This is a genomic window from Kitasatospora sp. NPDC023176 (assembly GCF_055560495.1).
On record NZ_JBVHIP010000026.1, the window covers coordinates 97,030 to 117,842 of the forward strand.

The window sequence follows — 20,813 nt, forward strand, 5'->3', positions numbered from 1 at the left end:
ACGCCGATGGTGACGACTTCCGGGAGGTCGTCACCATCGGGCAGGTGTGTGAGCGGAGTCACCGCTTGGCGGCCGGCAGGAAGCCGATCCGGTCGTACACGGTCGCCAGCGTCTCGGAGGCCACCGCGCGGGCCTTCTCGGCGCCGATCGCCAGCACCCGGTCCAGCTCGGCCGGGTCGTCCAGGAAGGTGCTGGTGCGCTCCTGGAAGGGGGTGACCCACTCGGTGTACAGCTCGGCCAGCTCGGTCTTCAGGGCGCCGTACATCTTGCCCTCGAAGTGCGCGACCAACTGCTCGACCGACTGGCCGCTGAGCGCGGAGTGGATCCGCAGCAGGTTGGAGACGCCCGGCTTCTGCTCCTCGTCGTACGAGACCACGGTGCCGGTGTCGGTGACGGCGCTCTTGAACTTCTTGGCGCTGGCCTTGGCGTCGTCCAGCAGGCTGACCAGGCCCTTGGCCGAGGAGGCCGACTTGCTCATCTTGATGCCCGGGTCCTGGAGGTCCATGATCTTCGCCGTCTCCTTGAGGATGTACGGCTTCGGGATCGTGAACACCGGCGCGTAGCGCGAGTTGAAGCGCTCCGCGATGTCACGGGTGATCTCCACGTGCTGGCGCTGGTCCTCGCCGACCGGGACGGCGTCCGCCTGGTAGAGCAGGATGTCCGCGATCTGCAGGATCGGGTAGGTGAACAGGCCGACGGTGGTGCTGTCGGCGCCGTACCGGGAGGACTTGTCCTTGAACTGGGTCATCCGGGAGGCCTCGCCGAAGCCGGTGAGGCAGTTCATCACCCAGGCGAGCTGCGCGTGCTCGGGCACGTGCGACTGGACGAACAGGGTGCAGTGCTCCGGCTCCAGGCCGGCACCGAGCAGCTGGGCCGCGGAGACCCGGGTGTTCTGGCGCAGGGTCACCGGGTCCTGCGGCACGGTGATCGCGTGCAGGTCGACGACCATGTAGAAGGCGTCGTTCTCCTTCTGCAGGTCGACCCACTGGCGCACGGCGCCCAGGTAGTTGCCGAGGTGGAACGAGCCGGAGGTGGGCTGGATGCCGGAGAGCACCCGGGGACGGTCCTTGACCGGACCAGTGACCGCTGCGTTGACCATGCGGGCCATTCTTCCAGTTCCCCCGGTCGCTCAGGAAACCTCCGTCCCAGGAGGCTCCTCCGGTGTGACCGCACTCACCCTCACCCGGGCGATCCGCCGGCCCTCCACCTTGGCCACCGTCAGCAGCACCTCCCCGCCGCCCTCGACCGGGACGCGGGCCTGGTCGCCGTCCCGGGGCAGCCGGCCGAGCGAGGCGACCAGGCAGCCGGCCACCGTCTCGTACGGGCCCTCGGGCAGGGTGACGCCGGTCTCCTCCTCGAAGTCGCCGAGGTTCAGCAGGCCGTCCAGTTCCGTGCCGCCGCCGGCCAGCCGGCGGGTGGGGGCGGCCTCCGGCCGGTCGTACTCGTCCCGGATCTCGCCGACCACCTCCTCGACCAGGTCCTCCAGGGTGACGATGCCGGCCGTACCGCCGTACTCGTCCACCACGATGGCCAGGTGGTGGCCCTCCCGGCGCATCTCGCCCATCGCCTCCAGCACCCGCTTGGTGCCGGGCAGCAGCTTGACCGGGCGGGCCAGGTCGCGGACCTTGACGGCCTGCTCGCCGCGGGCGCCGTACAGGTCCCGGACGTGGACGAAGCCGACCACCGCGTCGGCGCTGCCCTCGACCACCGGGTAGCGCGAGTGCGGGGAGGTCTCGGCCTGGTGGCGTACGGCGGCCAGCGGGCGCTCGGCGTCCAGGAAGGTCACCTCGGTGCGCGGGACCATCACCTCGCGCAGCTGGCGCTCCCCGGCGGCGAACACGTCCGCGATCAACGCCCGCTCGTCGCTGCCCAGTTCGGTGTTGGAGGCGACCAGTCCGCGCAGTTCCTCGGAGCTCATCGAGCCGCGCCCGGCCGCCGGGTCGCCGCCGAACAGCCGGACCATCAGGTTGGTGGAGTGGCCGAGCAGCCAGATCACCGGGCGCAGCGCCACCGACATCACGTCCACCACCGGCGCGGCGGCCACCGCGATGGACTCGGCGCGCTGCAGGCCGATCCGCTTGGGGGTGAGCTCGCCGAGCACCAGCGAGACGTAGCTGATCACCAGGGTGAGGCCGACCAGCGCGAGCGCGTCCGCCACCCCCTGGGACAGCCCGGCCCGGACGAACAGCGGGGCCACCTTGCCCGCCAGGGTGTCCGCGCCGAACGCGGCGGACAGGAAGCCCATGCAGGTCACGCCGACCTGGACGGCGGCCAGGAAGCGGTTGGGGTCCGCCGCCAGGTGCGCGGCCCGGTCCGAGCGACGGGTGCCGCGCGCCTCCAGCGCCCGGATCTGGCCCTCGCGCAGCGAGATCAGCGAGATCTCGGCGACGTTGAACAGCCCGCCCAGCAGGATGAAGACGAGGACGAGCGCGGCGTCCCCGAGGGTTTCGTTCACAGCGGGCCAGTGTAGGCGGCGCGGACGGACGGCCCCGGGATGCGGCGGCGGCCCGCCGCCTCCCGGGAGCGGGAGGGGGCGGGCCGTCGGGAAGGCCGTGCGGCGGGGCTCAGATGAGGCCCAGCTCCTGGACCGCGTCGCGCTCCTCGGTCAGCTCCTTGACCGAGGCGTCGATGCGGGCGCGGGAGAAGTCGGAGATCTCCAGGCCCTGGACGATCTCGAACTTGCCGTCCTTGGTGGTGACCGGGAAGGAGGAGATCAGGCCGGCCGGGACGCCGTAGGAGCCGTCGGAGACGACACCCATGGAGGTCCAGTCGCCCTCGGCGGTGCCGTTGACCCAGGTGTGCACGTGGTCGATGGCGGCGTTGGCGGCCGAGGCGGCCGAGGAGGCACCGCGGGCGTCGATGATGGCCGCGCCGCGCTTGGCGACGGTCGGGATGAAGTCGTTCTCCAGCCAGGCCTGGTCGCTGCCGACGGCCTCGAAGGCCGGCTTGCCGGCGATCTCGGCCTGGAAGATGTCCGGGTACTGGGTCGCGGAGTGGTTGCCCCAGATGGTGACGCGCTTGATGTCGGAGACCAGGGCGCCGGTCTTGCCGGACAGCTGGCCGACCGCGCGGTTGTGGTCCAGGCGGGTCATCGCGGTGAAGCGCTCGGCCGGGACGTCCGGGGCGTTGCGCTGGGCGATCAGGGCGTTGGTGTTGGCCGGGTTGCCGACGACCAGGACCTTGATGTCGTCCGCGGCGTGGCCGTTGATGGCCTTGCCCTGCGGGCCGAAGATGCCGCCGTTGGCCGACAGCAGGTCGCCGCGCTCCATGCCGGCGGTACGCGGACGGGCGCCGACCAGCAGCGCGACGTTGGCGCCGTCGAAGGCCTCGTTCGGCTGGTCGGTGATCGTGATGTCGCGCAGCAGCGGGAAGGCGCAGTCGACGAGCTCCATGGCGGTGCCCTCGGCGGCCTTGAGGCCCTGCGGGATCTCCAGGAGGCGCAGGTTCACCGGCACGTCGGCACCGAGCAGGTGGCCCGAGGCGATGCGGAAGAGCAGCGCGTAGCCGATCTGGCCGGCCGCTCCGGTGATGGTGACGTTGACGGGGGTGCGGGTCATTTCTACCTTCTCCAGCAAATCGCCAGGTGCCCCAGGCACACCGGCGCACTGGAGCCGAGGATGATCTCTCGACATCGAGAGACCGGCGTCAGGTTATCGCAAAGGGAAGCGTACGCCGCGTGCGCGGACGTGGCTGATGCGTCACAGACATACCGCGGCCCCGCCCGGGATTCCCGGACGGGGCCGCGGTGAACGGCGCGGAGCGGCGGCTCAGTGCTTGGGCCGGCCGATCAGGTGCCCGATGTTGTCCAGCAGCGGGAACTCCAGCCACGGGTTCGGCTGCGCGACCAGGGTCAGCAGCACGATCGAGGCGCCCAGGAAGGCCAGCACGATCACGTCGGTGAAGCGGCTGCGGACGGCCAGCATCCCGACCTCCGGCAGCACCAGCCGCAGCACCGCGCCGAGCAGCACCCCGGTGCCGAGGATCAGCAGCCCGTACTTGAAGCCGTCCTTGAAGTCGGCGAACCAGGTGACCGCGAGGCCGGCGCCGACCACCGACAGGACCAGGGTTATCGGCCACTGCCGGACCGGCAGGGCGTGGTCGCGCCCGAGGGCCGGGGCGGCCCCCTCGGGCGGCAGGGTGCCGGTGGTCTTGACCGGCCTCCGCCGGGGCCGCGCCGGTCGCGGTTCAGTCATGCTCGCCGTCCCTCGGGGGTCAGACGCCGGCGCGGCGCTCGGCCGCCTCGACGATGTTGTTGAGCAGCATCGCGCGGGTCATCGGGCCCACGCCGCCGGGGTTCGGGGAGATCCAGCCGGCCACCTCGGCCACGCCCGGGTGCACGTCGCCGACGATCTTGCCCTCGCTGCGGCTGACACCGACGTCCAGCACCGCGGCGCCCGGCTTGACGTCCTCCGGCTTGACCAGGTGCGGGACGCCCGCGGCGGCCACGATGATGTCGGCCTTGCGCAGGTGCGCGGCGAGGTCCCGGGTGCCGGTGTGGCACAGGGTGACGGTGGCGTTCTCGCTGCGGCGGGTCAGCAGCAGGCCGATCGAGCGGCCGACGGTGACGCCGCGGCCGACCACGACCACCTCGGCGCCGTCGATCGCGACCTGGTGCCGGCGCAGCAGCTCGACGATGCCCAGCGGGGTGCACGGCAGCGGGCCCTCGATGCCCAGCGCGAGGCGGCCGAGCGAGGTCGGGTGCAGGCCGTCGGCGTCCTTGTCCGGGTCCATCAGCTCCAGGACGGGGTTCTGGTCCAGGCCCTTGGGCAGCGGCAGCTGGACGATGTAGCCGGTGCAGGTCGGATCGGCGTTCAGCTCGCGGACGACGTTCTCGACGTCCTCCTGGGTGGCGGTCGCGGGCAGCTCGCGCTGGATCGAGGCGATGCCGACCTCGGCGCAGTCCTTGTGCTTCCCGTTGACGTACCAGCGGCTGCCCGGGTCGTCGCCGACCAGGACGGTGCCGAGGCCGGGCGTGACGCCCTTCGCCTTGAGGACCGCCACGCGGGCGGCGAGTTCGGACTTGATCGCGGCGGCGGTGGCCTTGCCATCGAGAATCTGGGCAGTCATGACCCCATTCTCCCGGATCGCGGCCGCCCCCCGTACCGGGGCCGGTCAGGCGGCTCAGGACGCCGGGGCCCCGACCGGTCCCACCACCGGTCGGGCGACCGGACGGGTACGGAAGGTCCGCACCACGTTGCGGTTGCGCCACAGTCTTGACCTTGCGCCCGCAACCGGCTGGACAGCGCGCTGCCGTCCGGTTGACGATAAGCGGGCATTCCCTGCCGCGACCCGGCCCGGTGACGGGCCGACGGATCCCGCGGCGGGGCGTACCCGGGGGAAAGAGCCAGTGATCCGACCACAGCACACCGACCAGCCCGACCGCCACGGCGCCCTCACCCCGCCGTGTCCGTCCCGGCGTCCGATCACCCGCTCCTCCCAGCACTGAGCCGGCGCGCCCGTCACCGCCGCCGGGCTGTCACCGCGCTCCGCTAGCGTCCCGTTCCGTCGACGATCCGACTCGCCGGCCGCAGCCGGGTCCTCCGCCGTCCCGTCCCCGCGTCCCCGTAACCGCCCGGAGGCATCCATGAGTTACCCGCCCGACCCGAACAACCCGTACGGCCAGCAGCCGCCCGCGCCGTCCTACGGCTACCCGCAGCAGCCCCCGCAGGCCGCGCCGGGCTACGGCTACCCGCAGCAGGCCCCGCCGACCGTGCCGGGCTACGGCTACGCGCCGGCCGTGCCGCAGACCATGCCGGGCCTGGTGACGACCGCCCGGGTGCTGCTGTTCATCGTGGGCGGTGTGCAGGCGATCCTCGCGATCGTCTACCTGCTCATCGGGGCCGCCGCCAAGGACGTCACCAGCACCGCCGCCAAGGCCTCCAGCAGCGACGACCCGTTCACCGCGATCGGCGACGCCGCCGCCGGCGTCCTGATCGTCGTCGCGGTCCTGTTCGGGCTGTTCGCCGCGCTCTCGATCACGCTCGGCGCCAAGTTCGGCAAGGGCGGCAACAACGTCCGGATCACCACCATCGTGTACGGCTCGCTCGGCGGCCTGGTCGGCCTGCTGATCCTGCTGGGCGCCGTCACCGCGGGCACCGCCATGGGTTTCGTGATGGCCGGCCTGTGGCTGGCGATCAGCATCATCTGGATCACCGCCATGTGCGTCCAGGACGGCGTCAACTGGTTCAACCGGCCGCGTTACTGATGCCGCGTCCCGGCCCCGCATCCCCGTAACCGCCCGGAGGCACCCATGAGTTACCCGCCCGACCCGAACAACCCGTACGGCCAGCAGCCGCCCGCACCCGGGTACGGCTACCCGCAGCAGCCCCCGCAGGCCGCGCCGGGCTACGGCTACCCGCAGCCGGCCCCCTCGCCCTACGGCTACGCGCCGGCCGCGCCGCAGACCATGCCGGGCCTGGTGCTGACCGCCCGGGTGCTGCTGTTCGTCGTCGGCGGCGTCCAGGTCGTCCTCACCGGCATCCTGCTGCTCGCGGCCGCCGGCGCCAAGAAGGTCGCCAACGAGCACACCACGAGCAGTGACACGGCGGTCTTCGGCAACGCCGCGGCGAGCGTGCTGATGGTCGTCGGGGTCGTCTACCTCCTCGCCGCGGTGCTCTCCCTCACCCTGGGGGCCAAGTTCGGCAAGGGCGGCAACGCCACCCGGATCACCACCATCGTGTACGGCTCGATCGCCACGCTGCTCGGCATCGCGGTGCTGATCAGCGGGATCACCGGGGCCTCCACGATGGGCGCGGGCGCCGGGTTCGGCGTGGTCGTCGGCGCGCTGTGGATCGCGATCTCCATCATCTGGGTGGTCGCCATGTGCACCCGGGACGGCGTCAACTGGTTCAACCGGCCGCGCTACTGACCGGACGGCACGGCCACGACGAAGCGGCCCGGCTCCCTCCTCGGAGGGGGCCGGGCCGCTTCGTGCCACTCAGTGGAAGAAGTGCCGCGCGCCGGTGAAGTACATCGTCACGCCCGCCTGCTGGGCGGCCTCGACGACCTGCTCGTCGCGGATCGAACCGCCGGGCTGGACGATCGCCTTCACGCCGGCGGCGATCAGGATCTCCGGGCCGTCCGGGAACGGGAAGAAGGCGTCCGAGGCGGCGTACGAGCCCTTGGCCCGCTCGCCGGCCCGCTCGACCGCGAGCTTGCAGGAGTCGACCCGGTTGACCTGGCCCATGCCGACGCCGACCGAGGCGCCGTCCTTGGCCAGCAGGATCGCGTTGGACTTGACGGCCCGGCAGGCCCGCCAGGCGAAGGCCAGCTCGGCCAGCTCGGCCTCGGAGAGCGCCTCACCGGTGGCCAGCGTCCAGTTCGCCGGGTCGTCGCCCTCGGCCTGCACCCGGTCCGCGTCCTGGAGCAGCACGCCGCCGGAGATCGGGCGGACCTCCTGGCGGTTGGCCGGGGCGCCGGGGGCGACCAGCACCCGCAGGTTCTTCTTGCGGGCCAGCACCTCGACCGCGCCGTCCTCGTAGGCCGGGGCCACGACGACCTCGGTGAAGATCGGGGCGATCTGCTCGGCCAGCTCGACGGTGACGGGGCGGTTGACCGCGATCACGCCGCCGTACGCGGAGACCGGGTCGCACTCGTGCGCCTTGCGGTGCGCCTCGACGACGTCGGCGGCGGTGGCGATGCCGCACGGGTTCGCGTGCTTGATGATCGCGACGGCCGGCTCGGCGTGGTCGTACGCGGCGCGGCGGGCGGCGTCGGTGTCGACGTAGTTGTTGTACGACATCTCCTTGCCGTGCAGCTGCTCGGCGCCGGCCAGGCCGCCGCCCGCGGCGAAGCCGCTGCTCAGCCCGGTGCCGCTGTACAGCGCGGCGCCCTGGTGCGGGTTCTCGCCGTAGCGCAGCACGTTCTGCCGCTCCCAGGTGGCGCCCAGGAACTCGGGGAACCGCTCGTCGCTGGGGGCGTAGCCGGCCTCGAACCAGGAGGCGACGGCCACGTCGTAGGCGGCGGTGTGGGCGAACGCGGCACCGGCCAGGCGCTTGCGGGTGGCCAGGTCGAAGCCGCCCTCGCGGACGGCCGTCAGCACGTCGGCGTAGCGGGCCGGGTCGACCACGACGGCCACCGAGGGGTGGTTCTTGGCGGCGGCGCGGACCATGCTCGGGCCGCCGATGTCGATCTGCTCGACGCACTCGTCCGGGGTGGCGCCCGAGGCGACGGTGGCCTTGAACGGGTAGAGGTTCACCACGACCAGGTCGAAGGGCTCGACGCCGAGCTCGGCCAGCTGGGCGCGGTGCGACTCCAGGCGCAGGTCGGCGAGCACGCCGGCGTGCACCCGGGGGTGCAGCGTCTTCACGCGGCCGTCCAGGCACTCCGGGAAACCGGTCAGCTCGGAGACCTCGGTCACCGGGACCCCGGCGGCGGCGATCCGGCCCGCGGTGGAGCCGGTGGAGACGATGGCGACCCCGGCGGCGTGCAGGCCCTGGGCCAGCTCCTCCAGACCGGTCTTGTCGTACACGCTGATCAGCGCGCGACGGATCGGACGGATGTTCTCCGAAACGGGGGGCGGCGTGGTGGAGCTGGCAGTCATGCCGGGATCCATACCTTTCGGTCCTCGATGCGGTGACCTTCGCGGGCCAGCCGGCCCACGATGTCGACGAGCAGCTTGCGCTCGACAGTCTTGATGCGCTCGTGCAGCGCGTCGCCGCCATCGGCGTGGTCGGCGTCGACGACCTCGACGACGCCCTGCGCGATGATCGGCCCGGTGTCCACACCGGCGTCGACCAGGTGGACGGTGCAGCCGGTGACCTTCACCCCGTACGCGAGCGCGTCGGTGACGCCGTGGGCGCCGGGGAAGGCGGGCAGCAGTGCGGGATGGGTGTTGACGATCCGTCCGGCGAAGGCCGCGATGAACCCGGGGCCGAGGATCTTCATGAAGCCGGCCGTCACCACCAGGTCGGGCTGGTGGGCGGCGACGGAGGCGGTCAGCGCGCGGTCCCAGTCGGCGCGGTCCGCGAAGTCCTTCACCCGGTGGACGAAGGTCGGCAGGCCCGCCCGCTCGGCGCGCTCCAGGCCGGCGATCCCGTCCCGGTCCGCGCCCACGGCCACGATCTCGGCGCCGTAGGCCGGGTCGGCGACGGCGTCGATCAGCGCCTGGAGGTTGGTACCGGAGCCGGAGACCAGCACCAGGAGGCGGGCCGGTCCGGGCGTACGGGGCGGGAAGAGCTGAGCGGGGGCGGCGGCCACTGCGCGATTCTCCGTAGGTCGGGCGCCGCCCGCTGGTACGTCCACCGACGGTGGGGCCACTACGAACGGCAGGTCGAGCGAGGGGGAACACCAGGAGAACCCGCCGCGACGCGGGCCCCGGGAACCGATGTGAGCTGCTGACCGTCACCACGATAACGGCTGGTCGGAGGGCCCCGGCACCCTCCCTGCGGCGCTACGCGCGTAGTTGAGACGGGGATCTCCTCGGGCCCGCCGTACCGGAGTTCGCCCGCGGCCCGCACCGGTACGGCAGGCCCCCGCCGGGCTCTCGAACGCTTGCGGGATCATTGGGGACGGGGAAGACCGCTCCCGGGCGGATCCCCCGCACGCGCCCCGACCGAGAAGGAACGGCTGAACCCATGAGCAGCGGCGACGACACCGACGAGCGCAACCCCTTCGCGCCGCCGCCCGCGGACGCCCCGGACCAGCCGTGGCACCCCCGCAACCCCTGGCCCGGCCAGGGTCCGGACGGCGACCGCGGCCAGCACGGCGGCCAGGGCGGCGACCAGCCCGGCGACCGCCCGCCGCTCCCGCCGCAGTGGGGGCAGGGCCCCGGCGACGGCGGCCCCGGCCGGCGCCCCCAGGGCCCGCAGCCGCCCCGCCTCGACCCGACCGACCCGGTCCACCGCAAGGCCCGCAACGCCGCGCTGGCCGGTCCCTTCGCCCTGGTCTGCCTGTTCGCCGGCTTCCACTGGATCGCCCTGCTGGTCGGGCTGCTCGGCATCGCCTGGGGCGTCGGCGCGCTGCGGGCCAAGCGGCCCGCCGCCGCTCCCACCACGGCCGGAGGCCTCGGCCCCGCCGGGATCCCGGCACCCAACCCGCTCACCCCGGCCGCGCTCGCCGGGATCCTCACCGGCGCGATGACCGTCGTGGTCGCCACCTCGGTGATCGGGCTCGGCGTCTACTACAAGGACTACGTCACCTGCGTGCAGGACGCGCTGACCAACGTCGGCGCCGAGAACTGCGACCGGTACGCGCCGCAGTGGTACGTGGACTTCAGCGGGAACGCCGAGTAGCCGGCCCGGTCAACCGGTGCGGCGCCGGCCGGACAGCCGCAGCACCAGGGCGTACGCACCGGCGCGCAGCTCCAGCACGCTCCGGCGCGCCCGGCCCGCGAGCCGGGCGTAGGCGCCCGGCGCGGACGCCGGGGCGTTGAGGTCGGCCTCGGCGTCGTCCACGCCCGCGCCGCCGGCCGCGCACCCGAGCCCCACCGGGCCGAGCGCGCGGTGGCGGACCAGCAGGGCGCCCGGCACCGCCACCAGGGCCAGCCAGCCCGCCGCCGCCAGGCCCGTCCACCACGGCACCGGCCCCAGCCGGGCCATCCGCTCCGCCGCCAGCGCCCCGCCCGCCAGCCAGCCCAGCACCGTCGCCCCGGCGCCCAGCAGCACCGCGGCCGCCAGGGCCGCCGCCACCGTCGCGGCGGGCGGCCACGGCTCGGCGGCGGTCCGGCTCGCCGCCGCGCGGCCGATCAGGACCGCCGGCACCAGCCCCGCCAGCAGCGGCAGCAGCAGCGCCGCCAGCCGCCAGCCGCCCGGGCCCTCCTGCGGCAGCAGGGCGAACAGCGGGAAGTCCGGCACCGGACCGAGCCGCGTACCGCCCGGCGACACCAGCGACCCGGCCCCGACCTCGAACCCCGGGCCCAGCGCGTACGCCGCACCCCACAGCACCGCGTTCGGCAGCAGCGCCACGGTGAGCAGCAGCAGCCCGACCAGCGCGACGGGCCCGCCCCCCAGCAGCGCCATCCCCCGCCCGCCGCCGGACACCGCGTCCAGCACCGCCGACACCGCCACCAGCAGCCCGCCCGCCGCGACCAGGCCCGCCCCGGCCGCGCCGGCCGCCCGGACCACCGCGGCGGTGCCGCCGGTCGGCCGCCAGCCCGGCGGGAGCCGGTCGAACAGCGGCTCGGCGCCCGTACCCCCCGGCCCGACGGACCGTACGCCCGCCGCCGTCGACAACCCCGCCGACAGGGCCACCACCAGCAGGTCCGGCAGCACCCGGCTGCGGAACAGCCCGGCCCCCGCGCAGTGCAGCGCCACCACGACCGCCACCGCGCAGTACCCCGCCCACAGCGCCACCGGGCCGCCCCAGCGCGAGCGCAGCCCGCGCCGCGCCGCCACCCCGGCCCCCGCCCGGTACAGCCGCACCACCGCCAGGGCGCCGAGCAGCAGCGGAGTGACCGTCAGCGGGGCGTCCGCCCTCCCGCGCAGCACCGGCGCGCCGTGCCCGAGCAGCCAGAGCGCACCCGCCAACCGGGTGGCTCCGGCCGCGTCCGAATCCGCGTACGGCGTCGCCACCCAGAGCCCGAGCACCGGCACCCCGACCACCGCCAGGCCGACCAGCGCCGTCCGCACCCCCGCCAACAGGTCGGCCAGCACGGGGCGTCCACCCAATTCGCCCGGCACTTCCAGGATCGGACGGCCCATCAGCTGCGTCATGCGCCTCATGGTGCCAAGACGACTCGCCATGCTCCGTGAACCGGCAAACCGCCGCCGTGTCCCAGATTATTGTCTTATGCGCCTTTTCAGACCCTGCCCCCAAGCCGCCGTCGCCCCGGCCCGGAGCGTCTGATGACCACGCCCCCCACCCGCGCCACCGACCCGCTGCGGAAGCTGACCCCCCGTGAGGCCGAGGCCATCGCCCACCTGACCGCAGGCCACGGCCTCGACCACACCGCCGCCGCACTCGGCGTCACCACCGCGACCGCCCGTAGTTATCTCCACCGGGCCATGCGCAAACTCGGCTGTCCCACCGAAGCCGCCGCCATCGCCCTGCTCGGAACCGCACCCCCCGCCGGCCCGGGCCTGCGCCCCCCGGCCACCCCCACCGGCACCAACCGCACGCGAGTGGCCCCCACAGCCCCGGGAGAACGCAGCGGCATGACACAGACCACCCCGACCACCGGAGAGCCCGGCACCCCGGCGACGTCCGCGGCGGGCCGGCCGCAGCCGGCCGAACGAGGGCCGGCGCGGAAGGCGGGCGCAGCCGACGCGGCCCAGCCGCCCCGGCGCCCCGCCGATCCGAAGGAGTCCCCCGCCGTCACCGCCCGGGGGGAGCAGCGCCCCACCGACCCCGGCGCGGCCTCCGGGCGCGGCAAGGACGACGGCCGGCGTGACGGCCGCACGTCCGGGAGCGGGCGGGACGTGCCCACCACCCCGACCCGGGCCACGACCAAGGCCCAGAGCACGTCACAGACCAAGGCCCTGGCCAAACCGGCCGTACCGTCGTCCCCCGGCGCGGCGTCGGGCCCCACCGAGGGCGGGCACCGGATGCCCCCCGCCCGGGCCAAGGCCGGAGAGGCCGAAGAGGCCGGACGGGACTCAGCCGTCGCCCCCGCCGGGCGCGACACCGCGGACGCCCGGGAGCGGATCAGTCAGGCGCTCACCGAGGCGGGCAACGGGCGGGACCTGACGGAGAGCTTCGAGGAGCTGTACGAGGGCGCCCACACCCGGCTGGTGCAGCAGGTGTTCCTGCTGACGGCGTGCCGGCACCGGGCGGTGCACTGTGTGCGGCGGGCGTTCGGGGAGGCCCGGCAGGACTGGGGCGGGGTGGTCGGCTCCGGCGACCCGGAGGGCTGGGTGCGGGTGCGGGCCTGCGAGCTGGCGCTGTCCCCGTGGCGGCGGGGCGGGCCCCGCCGGATGCACGCCTGGACGCTGCCGCACCGGCGGATCCGGGTGCGGCCGGCCGACGAGGCGCAGTCGGTGCTGCCGGACCACGACCGGCTGACCGACCGGGACAAGGCGCTGCTGAAGGCCCTGCGCCGGCTGTCCCGGCCGCAGCGGCGGGCGCTGGTGCTGCACGACGGGCTGGGGCTGCCGGCCGCGGCGATCGCGGTGGAGGTGGAGTCGACCCGGGCGGCGGCCGAGGGGCGGGTGTGGGCGGCCCGGGAGGCGCTGGCCCAGTGGGTGCCAGACCTGGTGGGGTCGGATCCGGCGGCGCCGGGGTTCGCGGACGGGCTGAGCGGGCTGCTGCACCGGGCGGCGGTCCGGGGTTGTCCGGAGCCGCCCCGGGCGCCGGTGCCGGTGCTGCGGGTCAGGCACCGGCTGGGGACGGCGAGCCGGACGGGCGCGGCGGTGCTGCTGACCGTGGCGGTGGGCGGGGCGACGGTGGCCACGCTCGCGGGGCTGCGCCCGGCGGCGCTGTTCCACCGGCCGGATCAGCCGGTCCCCACGCTGTGCGTGCCGGCCCCGACCGCGGAGGTGGCCGAGCCGGGTGTGCCGCTGCTGCCGGGCGGGGCGCCGAACGGCATCAGCAGCCTGTGGTGCAGTCCGGCGCCGGGGCTGGCGGCGGTGGTGGCGCAGCCCCAGGCGCAGGCGGTCGCCCGCTGGGAGCTGCCGGTCGCGGCCCGGGGTGCCGCCCCGCCCCCGCAGCAGGATCCGGCGGCGTGCGCGGCCTGGTCCCCGCTGCCCTGCAGCATCGGCCCCAAGCGCTGAAGCCGGGCCCGCGCGCTGCTGCCCGGCCCGCGCGCTGAAACGGCGAGCGCCCCCGCCCGAGGAGGGCGGGGGCGCTCACAGCGCGGGTGACCGGGGTCAGCCGGCGATGATCTCGCGGGCCAGGCGGGCGGTCTCGGACGGCGTCTTGCCGACCTTGACACCGGCGGCCTCGAGGGCCTCCTTCTTCGCCTGGGCGGTGCCCGAGGAGCCGGAGACGATGGCGCCGGCGTGGCCCATGGTCTTGCCCTCGGGGGCGGTGAAGCCCGCGACGTAGCCGACGACCGGCTTGGTGACGTGCTCGGCGATGTAGGCCGCGGCACGCTCCTCGGCGTCGCCACCGATCTCACCGATCATCACGATGACCTCGGTCTCCGGGTCCTCCTGGAAGGCCTTGAGGGCGTCGATGTGGGTGGTGCCGATGACCGGGTCACCGCCGATGCCCACGGCCGAGGAGAAGCCGATGTCGCGCAGCTCGTACATGAGCTGGTAGGTCAGGGTGCCCGACTTCGAGACCAGACCGATCTTGCCGGAGGTGGTGATGTCGGCCGGGATGATGCCGGCGTTCGACTGTCCGGGGCTGATCAGGCCGGGGCAGTTCGGGCCGATGATCCGGGTCTTGTTGCCCTTCGAACCGGCGTACGCCCAGAAGGCGGCGGTGTCGTGCACCGGAACGCCCTCGGTGATGACGATGGCCAGCTCGATCTCGGCGTCGATGGCCTCGATGACGGCGGCCTTGGTGAAGGCCGGCGGCACGAAGAGGACGGAGACGTCGGCGCCGGTCTCCTTCATGGCCTCGGCGACGGAGCCGAAGACCGGGATCTCGGTGCCGTCGACGTCGACCGTGGTGCCGGCCTTGCGCGGGTTGACACCGCCGACGATCTGGGTGCCGGAGGCGAGCATGCGGCGGGTGTGCTTCATGCCCTCGGCGCCGGTCATGCCCTGGACGATGACCTTGCTGTCCTTGGTAAGGAAGATAGCCATGGTGTTAAGTCCCCTTCCTTACTTGTTGGCCAGCTCGGCGGCGCGGTCGGCCGCACCGTCCATGGTGTCCACGCGCTGGACCAGCGGGTGGTTGGCGTCGTCGAGGATCTTGCGACCCAGCTCCGCGTTGTTGCCGTCCAGGCGGACGACCAGCGGCTTGGTGACGTTCTCGCCCTTGCTCGCGAGGAGCTCCAGGGCCTGCACGATGCCGTTGGCGACCGCGTCACAGGCGGTGATGCCACCGAAGACGTTGACGAAGACCGACTTGACGTCGGGGTCGCCGAGGATGATCTCCAGGCCGTTCGCCATGACCTCGGCGGACGCGCCGCCACCGATGTCGAGGAAGTTGGCGGGCTTGACGCCGCCGTGCTTCTCACCGGCGTAGGCGACCACGTCGAGGGTGCTCATGACGAGGCCCGCGCCGTTGCCGATGATGCCGACCTGGCCATCGAGCTTGACGTAGTTCAGGCCCTTGGCCTTGGCGGCGGCCTCCAGCGGGTTGGCCGCGGCCTTGTCCTCCAGGGCCTCGTGCTCGGGCTGGCGGAAGTCCGCGTTCTCGTCCAGGGAGACCTTGCCGTCGAGCGCGATGATCTTGCCCTCGCCGGACTTGATCAGCGGGTTGACCTCGACGAGGAGGGCGTCCTCGGCGATGAAGACCTTCCACAGCTTCTGCAGGACGTCGGCGACCTGGTCGGCGACCTCGGCCGGGAACTTCGCCGCGGCGACGATCTCGGCGGCCTTCTCCGGGGTGCAGCCCTCGTTGGCGTCGACCGGGATCTTGGCGAGCGCGTCGGGGTTCTCCTCGGCGACGACCTCGATCTCCACGCCGCCCTCGACGCTGGCCATGGCCAGGAAGGTGCGGTTGGTGCGGTCCAGCAGGAACGAGACGTAGTACTCGTCCTTGATGTCCGCGGTCTGGGCCAGCATCACCTTGTGAACGGTGTGGCCCTTGATGTCCATGCCGAGGATCTGCTCGGCCTTGGCGACGGCGTCCGCCGGGTCGGCGGCGAGCTTGACGCCACCGGCCTTGCCTCGGCCACCCACCTTCACCTGAGCCTTGACGACGGCACGGCCGCCGAAGCGCTCCGCGATGGCGGCAGCGTCTGCGGCGGTCTCGATGACATCGCCGTCAAGCACGGGCACACCGTGCTTGGCGAAGAGGTCCCTCGCCTGGTACTCGAACAGGTCCACGTGTTTGTCCTTGTTCGTGGTCGCGGATTGTGTCTCTACGAGCGTGCCACGGCAGGATCTTCGCTGCGGGTCGTCGAAGCGGTGCGGGTACGCAGAGGTACGGCCTTGCGGCCCACACAGCCACGGGCGCACACGTCAATCAACACGCGCGTCACGTCCGTCTGGCAGGTTATCCCCGTGGGACGGGCCTGTTCCGCCCGGGGCCCTGTCCGGCTTGGGTGAGAACCGTCACAGATCGGCCCGGACGCCCTGTCCGCCGATCGGGCGGCTTCACCCGCCCGGGTGAACTCGTCACACCCCCTGGTCAGCGTTGTTCACGCCCGCGGTCAGCTGCCGCGGGATCGGGCGCTTCTCGATCGCCGCCGCCATGATCCCGGGGAAGGCGTCCGGGGTGCAGGCGAAGGCCGGGGCGCCCAGCGCGGCCAGCGCGGCGGCATGGGCGTGGTCGTAGGCCGGCGCACCTTCGTCGGAGAGCGCGAGCAGCGCGATGAACTGGACGCCGGCCGCCCTCATCGCGGCGACCCGCCGCAGCATGCCGTCCCGGATGCCGCCCTCGTAGAGGTCGCTGATCAGCACCACGATGGTCTCGGAGGGCCGGGTGATCTTCGACTGGCAGTAGGCGAGCGCCCGGTTGATGTCGGTGCCGCCGCCGAGCTGGGTGGCGAACAGGACGTCCACCGGGTCGGTGAGCTGCTCGGTGAGGTCGACCACCGAGGTGTCGAAGACCACCAGCCGGGTGTCCAGGGTGCGCATCGAGGACAGCACCGCGCCGAACACCGCCGAGTGGACGACCGAGGGCGCCATCGAGCCGGACTGGTCGACGCAGAGGATGACGTCCTTCTTCACCGCGCGCTGGGCGCGGGCGTAGCCGACCAGCCGCTCGGGCACGACGGTGCCGTGCTCGGGCAGGTAGTTCTTCAGGTTGGCCCGGATCGTCCGGTCCCAGTCGATGTCCCGGTGGCGCGGCCGGTTCACCCGGGCACTGCGGTCCAGGGCGCCGCCCAGGGTGGCCCTGGTCCGGTCGGCGAGCCGGCGCTCCAGGTCGGCGACGACCTTGCCGACCACGGCCCGGGCGGACTCGCGGGTGGTCTCCGGCAGCGCGTGCTTGAGCGACAGCAGGGTGGCAACCAGGTGCACGTCCGGCTCGACGGCCTCCAGCATCTCCGGCTCCAGCAGCAGCCGGTCCAGGCCGAGCCGGGTGATCGCGTCCTGCTGCATCAGCTGGACCACGGTGGTCGGGAAGTACTCCCGGATGTCGCCCAGCCAGCGGGCCACCTGCGGGGCCGAGCCGCCCAGCCCGGCGCCGCGGCGACCGCCGCGGGGCGCGCGGGCGCCCTCCTCGGGGGCGCCCCGGTAGAGCGCGGCGAGGGCGCCGTCCATCGCGGCGTCGCGGCCGCGCAGGGTGCGGCCGGTGCCGTCGGCCTCGCCGCCCAGCACCAGGCGCCAGCGGCGCAGCCGTTCGTCGGTCGGGGTCGCTGCCATCGGGTCCTCCTCGTACGGCGGGGGTCAGGTGTTGCGGCCGGTGGCCTGGCGGGGGATCGTCGGCCGGACGCCGAGCAGCAGGGCCAGCACCGGGACGGCGGCGTCGGCGCGGTCCCGGTCGAGTTCGCCGGCTGCCTCGGGCGCCGCCGGGGCCGCGCCGAGCGGGCCGGCCGCGACCCGGCCGCCGATGGTGGTGCGCACGCCCGCCTCCAGTCCGGCGAAGGTGCGCCGCAGCAGCGGCAGGACGTCGGTGAAGACCTCGTCGCTGACCCCGCCGAGCCACTCGTCCAGCAGGGCGAGCAGCCGGGGGTCGTGCAGCAGCAGGGCGCCGCCGCCGGCGAGGAAGCCCTCGACCCAACCAGCCGCGTCCGCCGGGGCGTTGGCCGTCGACAGCACCAGGCGCAGCCGTCGGGCGGCCTCCTCGGAGCCGAGTCGGCCGTCGTCCAGCAGCAGCCGGACGGCACGGCCGCGCAGCAGGCCGGGGGCGCCGGTGGCCGGTCCGCCGGCGGGCTCGCGGCGGGCCAGCGAGGCCAGCGCGGCGGCCCAGCGGGCGGGCAGGCCGTCCGGCTCGGCCGTCTCACCGGGGCCGAGCAGGGCGATCGCGCCGTGCACCTCGTCGATCCGGGCCCGCATCGCCGTCGCGCTCTCGGCGTCCAACCCGACGCAGGCGGGCGGCAGTCCGACGCAGACCCGCCCGGCCAGGCCCGCCGCCGCCTCGGCGAGCGCGCCGTGGTCGGTGCCGCGCACGTCGCCGTAGCGCAGCGCGCGGACCAGCGCGGGCAGCGCGCCCGCCAGGTGCGCGACATCGGTGTCCAGGGCCGCGCAGTCGGCGAGCACCCGCATCACGGCGGGCAGCGCGCCGGACAGCCCGGCCAGCAGGCAGGTCTCCACCAGGGCGGTCAGCTCGGCGAGTTCGCCGGCCGCGCGGGCGGTGCCGACCGCCTTGTTGACGGCGGCCTCCTCCACCGTGGTGCCCCACTGGGCGGCCTCGGCGATCCGGACCGCGAACTCGGGCTGCCAGCACAGTCGCCAGCTCTCCCGGAAGGTGCCGGTGGAGTTGACCGCGGAGCGGGCCGGCACGCCCCACCCGACGCCCAGCAGCCGCAGCCGGTGCAGCAGTCGGGAGCGGGCCGCGTCGGTGTCCTTGCGCAGGTCGAGGTCGACGTCCCGGGGCGCGGCCTCGGGCTTGAGCCGCAGCGAGCGCTGCAACCGGGCGAGGTCGCGCTGCAGCGGCACCGCCGGGGCGGCGTCCGGCACCTCGCCGAGCGCGTCGCCGACCACCAGGCGGTCCCGGACGAGCTCCAGGGCGACGTCCGAGCCGTCGCAGAGCACCGCGCGGACGGCGTCCAGGGTCTCGGTCAGCCCGGCGAGCGGACGGCCGCGCAGGACGGCCAGGGTCTCGGCGAGCCGGACCGCCTCGATGACGTGGGCGGAGGAGACCGGGTGGTCCTCGGCGCGCAGCAGTCCGGCGGCCCGGGTGAGCCAGCGCGGCACCGGATCGCCCACCGCGGTGAACAGGTGGTGGTACCAGCCGGGCGACTGGACGCCCGCGCCGTAACCGGCGGCCTGGGAGAGCCGGCGGTGCGTCCACGGGATCCAGGTGATCTCCGTCCGCACCTTCTTCGGCAGCCCGGCGAGCAGCGCCTTGTCATGGGCGACGGTGGGCATCGCCGCCAGCGCGGGCACGTGGAAGGCGCCGCAGACCACGGCGATCCGGCCGTACCCGGCGCGCCGGGCGGCCCGGATCCGCTGGCGCATGTGGGCCTCGCGCAGCTGGTCCCGGCGGGACTCGCCGAGGCCCTCGGCGCGCAGCGCGGCCATCGCCTCGGCGACGGCGGCGAACGGGGCCAGCGCGTCCGCGCCGGGGGCGCGGTGCTCGACCACGTCCTCCCACCAGCGCTCCGGGTCGTCGTGGCCGGCCGCCTCGGCGAGCAGGGCCAGCGGGTCGACGGGCAGCTCGTCGGCGGCCTCCTCGGCCTCTTCCGCCGCTTCGGCCTCCTCGGGTGCGGGCGCGAAGCCGTAGGCGGCGGGCAGGTCGATGAAGCGGACCGGCAGGTCGTGGTCGACGGCGTGGCGGATCGCCACCCACTCCGGGGAGAACTCGGCGTACGGCCAGAACGCGGCCCGCGCCGGGTCGTCCACCGCGTGGGCGAGCAGGGCGACCGGCGGCACCAGGTCCTTCTCGGCGGCGAGGTGGACGACGGCGTCGGCCTCCGGCGGTCCCTCGATCAGCACCGCGTCCGGCTGCCACTGCGCCAGCGCGGCGGCCACCGCCCGGGCCGAGCCGGGTCCGTGGTGCCGGATGCCCAGCAGGGCGACCTCCGAGGTCACGCGGTCACCTCGCGGGCCGCGCGGTAGAAGTCCTTCCAGCCGTCGCGCTCGCGCACCACCCCTTCGACGTACTCGCGCCACACCGCCCGGTCGGCCACCGGGTCGCGGACGACGGCGCCGACGATGCCGGCCGCCACGTCCCCGGCGCGCAGCACGCCGTCGCCGAAGTGGGTGGCCAGGGCGAGGCCGTTGGTCACCACCGAGATCGCCTCGGCGGTGGAGAGGGTGCCGCTCGGGGTCTTGACCTTCGTCCGGCCGTCCACGGTGAGGCCGGCCCGCAGCTCGCGGAAGACCGTCACCACCCGCCTGATCTCCTCGGCGCCGCCCGGCAGTTCGGGCAGGTCGAGGGAGCGGCCGAGCTGGCCGACCCGGCGGGTGACGATGTCGACCTCCTCGTCCAGCGAGCCGGGCAGCGGTAGCACCACCGTGTTGAAGCGGCGGCGCAGCGCGCTGGACAGCTCGTTGACGCCGCGGTCGCGGTCGTTGGCGGTGGCGATCACGTTGAAGCCGCGTACGGCCTGGGTCTCGCCGCCCAACTCCGGCACCGGCAGGGTCTTCTCGGACAGGATGGTGATCAGACTGTCCTGCACGTCGGCCGGGATGCGGGTGAGCTCCTCGATCCGGGCGAGCTTGCCGTCCGCCATCGCCCGCATCACCGGCGAGGGCACCAGGGCGTCCCGGCTGGGGCCGTGGGCGAGCAGCTGGGCGTAGTTCCAGCCGTACCGGACGGCCTCCTCGGGGGTGCCGGCGGTGCCCTGCACCAGCAGCGTGGAGTCGCCGCTGATCGCGGCGGCCAGGTGCTCGGACACCCAGGTCTTCGCGGTGCCGGGCACGCCGAGCAGCAGCAGCGCGCGGTCCGTCGCCAGGGTGGTGACGGCGACCTCGACGACCCGGCGCGGGCCGATGTACTTGGGGGTGATCCGGGTGCCGTCCGGCAGCTCGCCACCGAGCAGGTACGTCGCCACGGCCCACGGCGACAGCTTCCAGCGCTCGGGGCGCGGACGGTCGTCCCGCGCGGCCAGCGCGGCCAGTTCGCCGGCGAAGGCGTCCTCGGCGTGCTGCCGCAGAACGTCGGTCATGGGGGCTCCTTCGGGTCGGCCGCCGGGCGCACGGGTGCCCGGGCGGCAGGGTGATCGGGGGGAGCCAGGCCGGCGTCCCGGCCTGTGGGAACCACCTTGCAAC

17 protein-coding genes are annotated in these 20,813 nt (G+C 74.3%); 4 read left to right on the forward strand and 13 right to left on the reverse strand.

What is annotated here, in order from left to right:
• Window positions 1-58: 58 nt before the first annotated feature.
• The 5 genes from trpS to ACZ3YL_RS29630 form a co-directional block, all read right to left on the reverse strand.
• Window positions 59-1,099, reverse strand: a complete 1,041-nt coding sequence (gene trpS / locus ACZ3YL_RS29610) for a tryptophan--tRNA ligase (protein WP_188304344.1) — start codon at window positions 1,097-1,099, stop codon at window positions 59-61.
• A 30-nt stretch (window positions 1,100-1,129) separates the two neighbouring features.
• Window positions 1,130-2,455 carry a hemolysin family protein gene (locus ACZ3YL_RS29615; RefSeq protein ID WP_465660417.1) on the reverse strand — a complete coding sequence of 442 codons (1,326 nt, stop codon included), beginning with the start codon at window positions 2,453-2,455 and terminating at the stop codon, window positions 1,130-1,132.
• A gap of 109 nt (window positions 2,456-2,564) precedes the next feature.
• The gene (locus ACZ3YL_RS29620) at window positions 2,565-3,557 is read right to left on the reverse strand and encodes a malate dehydrogenase (RefSeq protein WP_188304346.1); all 993 of its coding nucleotides are present in this window, start codon (window positions 3,555-3,557) and stop codon (window positions 2,565-2,567) included.
• 210 nt (window positions 3,558-3,767) lie between these two features.
• Window positions 3,768-4,193, reverse strand: coding sequence for a DUF3017 domain-containing protein (locus tag ACZ3YL_RS29625; RefSeq protein ID WP_188304347.1), 426 nt, complete (start codon window positions 4,191-4,193; stop codon window positions 3,768-3,770).
• Window positions 4,194-4,212: 19 nt separating this feature from the next.
• Complete coding sequence (locus ACZ3YL_RS29630) at window positions 4,213-5,067, reverse strand: bifunctional methylenetetrahydrofolate dehydrogenase/methenyltetrahydrofolate cyclohydrolase (protein ID WP_188304348.1); 855 nt, start codon at window positions 5,065-5,067, stop codon at window positions 4,213-4,215.
• 517 nt (window positions 5,068-5,584) lie between these two features.
• Here ACZ3YL_RS29630 and ACZ3YL_RS29635 point away from each other — a divergent pair.
• Both ACZ3YL_RS29635 and ACZ3YL_RS29640 read left to right on the forward strand, forming a co-directional pair.
• On the forward strand, window positions 5,585-6,205 hold the full coding sequence (locus tag ACZ3YL_RS29635) for a hypothetical protein (RefSeq protein ID WP_188304349.1): 621 nt from the start codon (window positions 5,585-5,587) through the stop codon (window positions 6,203-6,205).
• Between the two features lie 45 nt (window positions 6,206-6,250).
• Window positions 6,251-6,868: a hypothetical protein gene (locus ACZ3YL_RS29640; RefSeq protein WP_465660418.1), complete on the forward strand. Its 618-nt coding sequence runs from the start codon at window positions 6,251-6,253 to the stop codon at window positions 6,866-6,868.
• Between the two features lie 69 nt (window positions 6,869-6,937).
• On the opposite strand, the gene purH is transcribed toward ACZ3YL_RS29640, so the two are convergent.
• Together purH and purN are read right to left on the reverse strand one after the other, a co-directional pair.
• Window positions 6,938-8,542 carry a bifunctional phosphoribosylaminoimidazolecarboxamide formyltransferase/IMP cyclohydrolase gene (purH, locus tag ACZ3YL_RS29645; RefSeq protein WP_188304351.1) on the reverse strand — a complete coding sequence of 535 codons (1,605 nt, stop codon included), beginning with the start codon at window positions 8,540-8,542 and terminating at the stop codon, window positions 6,938-6,940.
• Window positions 8,539-9,198 (reverse strand): phosphoribosylglycinamide formyltransferase, encoded by a 660-nt coding sequence (purN, locus tag ACZ3YL_RS29650; RefSeq protein ID WP_188304352.1) that lies wholly within the window; start codon window positions 9,196-9,198, stop codon window positions 8,539-8,541. The genes purH and purN overlap by 4 nt, the downstream gene beginning before the upstream one ends.
• Before the next feature lie 377 nt (window positions 9,199-9,575).
• On the opposite strand from purN, the gene ACZ3YL_RS29655 reads away from it, so the two are divergent.
• The gene (locus ACZ3YL_RS29655; protein WP_465660419.1) at window positions 9,576-10,232 is read left to right on the forward strand and encodes a hypothetical protein; all 657 of its coding nucleotides are present in this window, start codon (window positions 9,576-9,578) and stop codon (window positions 10,230-10,232) included.
• Between the two features lie 9 nt (window positions 10,233-10,241).
• Here ACZ3YL_RS29655 and ACZ3YL_RS29660 read toward each other — a convergent pair whose 3' ends face one another.
• The gene (locus tag ACZ3YL_RS29660; RefSeq protein WP_465660420.1) at window positions 10,242-11,651 is read right to left on the reverse strand and encodes a cell division protein PerM; all 1,410 of its coding nucleotides are present in this window, start codon (window positions 11,649-11,651) and stop codon (window positions 10,242-10,244) included.
• A 132-nt stretch (window positions 11,652-11,783) separates the two neighbouring features.
• Here ACZ3YL_RS29660 and ACZ3YL_RS29665 point away from each other — a divergent pair, with 132 nt between their 5' ends.
• Window positions 11,784-13,646: a hypothetical protein gene (locus ACZ3YL_RS29665; protein WP_465660421.1), complete on the forward strand. Its 1,863-nt coding sequence runs from the start codon at window positions 11,784-11,786 to the stop codon at window positions 13,644-13,646.
• 96 nt (window positions 13,647-13,742) lie between these two features.
• Here ACZ3YL_RS29665 and sucD read toward each other — a convergent pair whose 3' ends face one another.
• The 5 genes from sucD to ACZ3YL_RS29690 form a co-directional block, all read right to left on the reverse strand.
• Window positions 13,743-14,627, reverse strand: a complete 885-nt coding sequence (gene sucD, locus ACZ3YL_RS29670) for a succinate--CoA ligase subunit alpha (protein ID WP_188307737.1) — start codon at window positions 14,625-14,627, stop codon at window positions 13,743-13,745.
• An 18-nt stretch (window positions 14,628-14,645) separates the two neighbouring features.
• Window positions 14,646-15,818 (reverse strand): ADP-forming succinate--CoA ligase subunit beta, encoded by a 1,173-nt coding sequence (gene sucC, locus ACZ3YL_RS29675; RefSeq protein ID WP_188307736.1) that lies wholly within the window; start codon window positions 15,816-15,818, stop codon window positions 14,646-14,648.
• 291 nt (window positions 15,819-16,109) lie between these two features.
• The gene (locus tag ACZ3YL_RS29680) at window positions 16,110-17,300 is read right to left on the reverse strand and encodes a VWA domain-containing protein (RefSeq protein WP_465660422.1); all 1,191 of its coding nucleotides are present in this window, start codon (window positions 17,298-17,300) and stop codon (window positions 16,110-16,112) included.
• A 24-nt stretch (window positions 17,301-17,324) separates the two neighbouring features.
• Window positions 17,325-19,670, reverse strand: coding sequence for a DUF5682 family protein (locus ACZ3YL_RS29685; protein WP_465660439.1), 2,346 nt, complete (start codon window positions 19,668-19,670; stop codon window positions 17,325-17,327).
• On the reverse strand, window positions 19,628-20,710 hold the full coding sequence (locus ACZ3YL_RS29690) for an ATP-binding protein (protein ID WP_465660423.1): 1,083 nt from the start codon (window positions 20,708-20,710) through the stop codon (window positions 19,628-19,630). The genes ACZ3YL_RS29685 and ACZ3YL_RS29690 overlap by 43 nt, the downstream gene beginning before the upstream one ends.
• Window positions 20,711-20,813: the final 103 nt, after the last annotated feature.

Bases quoted from the DNA above. Each gene is read 5' to 3' on its own strand.
- ACZ3YL_RS29620 (WP_188304346.1), bottom strand. From the start codon at position 3,557: ATGACCCGCACCCCCGTCAACGTCACCATCACCGGAGCGGCCGGCCAG.
- ACZ3YL_RS29655 (WP_465660419.1), top strand. From the start codon at position 9,576: ATGAGCAGCGGCGACGACACCGACGAGCGCAACCCCTTCGCGCCGCCG.
- ACZ3YL_RS29680 (WP_465660422.1), bottom strand. From the start codon at position 17,300: ATGGCAGCGACCCCGACCGACGAACGGCTGCGCCGCTGGCGCCTGGTG.
- ACZ3YL_RS29690 (WP_465660423.1), bottom strand. From the start codon at position 20,710: ATGACCGACGTTCTGCGGCAGCACGCCGAGGACGCCTTCGCCGGCGAA.
- ACZ3YL_RS29665 (WP_465660421.1), top strand. From the start codon at position 11,784: ATGACCACGCCCCCCACCCGCGCCACCGACCCGCTGCGGAAGCTGACC.
- trpS (WP_188304344.1), bottom strand. From the start codon at position 1,099: ATGGTCAACGCAGCGGTCACTGGTCCGGTCAAGGACCGTCCCCGGGTG.
- ACZ3YL_RS29630 (WP_188304348.1), bottom strand. From the start codon at position 5,067: ATGACTGCCCAGATTCTCGATGGCAAGGCCACCGCCGCCGCGATCAAG.
- ACZ3YL_RS29625 (WP_188304347.1), bottom strand. From the start codon at position 4,193: ATGACTGAACCGCGACCGGCGCGGCCCCGGCGGAGGCCGGTCAAGACC.
- purH (WP_188304351.1), bottom strand. From the start codon at position 8,542: ATGACTGCCAGCTCCACCACGCCGCCCCCCGTTTCGGAGAACATCCGT.
- ACZ3YL_RS29640 (WP_465660418.1), top strand. From the start codon at position 6,251: ATGAGTTACCCGCCCGACCCGAACAACCCGTACGGCCAGCAGCCGCCC.
- ACZ3YL_RS29660 (WP_465660420.1), bottom strand. From the start codon at position 11,651: ATGACGCAGCTGATGGGCCGTCCGATCCTGGAAGTGCCGGGCGAATTG.
- sucD (WP_188307737.1), bottom strand. From the start codon at position 14,627: ATGGCTATCTTCCTTACCAAGGACAGCAAGGTCATCGTCCAGGGCATG.
- ACZ3YL_RS29635 (WP_188304349.1), top strand. From the start codon at position 5,585: ATGAGTTACCCGCCCGACCCGAACAACCCGTACGGCCAGCAGCCGCCC.